General features: G+C 41.0%; 1 protein-coding gene. It reads right to left on the minus strand.

The window, feature by feature from the left end; translation table 11 throughout:
* Positions 1-32: 32 nt before the first annotated feature.
* Complete coding sequence (locus tag ACSLUH_RS19410; RefSeq protein WP_448570071.1) at positions 33-983, minus strand: IS110 family RNA-guided transposase; 951 nt, start codon at positions 981-983, stop codon at positions 33-35.
* Between the last annotated feature and the right edge of the window lie 231 nt (positions 984-1,214).

Consider the following 1,214-nt stretch of genomic DNA (forward strand, 5'->3'; position numbering starts at 1 on the left):
CTAACAAGAGACTATGGCGTCAATAGCTAATTTTACACTTTTGGCGCTTCCCACATCACACCATCTCTGAGCATCGAATTTAGTATGACCACCATCTTTCTGATGCAAGCAATAATTGCTACTTTCTTAGGTTTTCCAGCCGTCACTAACCGTTGATAAGTTTCTTTAAATACCCTGTTACTTTGAATTGCTGACATCATCGCCATGTACAACACTGTGCGTACTTGATGTCGGCCTCCTTGGATTTTACGTTGGCCTTTATAGCGGCCACTTTCTTTGGTTATCGGTGCAACGCCTACGAGGCTACTCGCTTGCTTATTGGTCATGTATCCCAGCTCAGGTAAGTAACTGATAAGGGTTGCCGAAGCGATTTTACCAATGCCATTCATGCTTTGGAGTATGGTATTTTTGGCCTGATATTCAGGGCAAGACTCGATGAGTTCGATTAGCTTTTTTTCAATTTTAATTATCTGATTTTTAAAGGCTGTAAGGATGGGTTTGATGGTCATCGCTAAACTTTTAGGGAGAGACTGTAGGCGATTTTTCTCCATAGTTTGCATCACTAATAATTGATTTCTTCTCGCGACTAAGTCGCTCATTGTTTGCATGGTGTCAGGCTTTAACTGAGAGAGTCTGGGCTTTATCACATCGGCGTAGTGCGCAATAAGCTGAGCATCAAGCTTATCTGTTTTAGCACGTTGTCCAATGGCACCAGCAAAGCGTTTAATGTGAACTGGATTGGCTATAACAAACGGTAATTTGGCTTTTGCACAAGCCATAATAAAAAGCATTTCCAAACGGCCTGTTGCTTCAATCACGATGCGCTCAACGTTGTACTGTTTGATGATGGCAATGGCCTCATTGACTCCCTTTTCATCATTCGATACCGTAAAATAGTTATCAAGAGGACGAAGGTAGATATCTAATTGAAATTTACCGGTATCAACACCGACATTAATACTTTGATTCGTTGTGTTTTTCATAATAAGCTAACCCTTGCTTGCGTAATGCGGGTTCGAGACCCAGTAGACTATTCGAGTATATTGCTTGGAGTCTTTTACAGCGTTCTTTCTTGTTATCGGTCTCTCAAAAGAGGAGCCATCAATTAAACGAACTACTGTAAAAGAAGGCCTTAGTTGCAGCTAAGGCTTGGGTCTCACTTTACCTGAATATTGTAAATTTGGTGGGTTTATTATCCATACAAGCCAATTAAG

The organism is Thalassotalea ganghwensis (genome assembly GCF_053485795.1).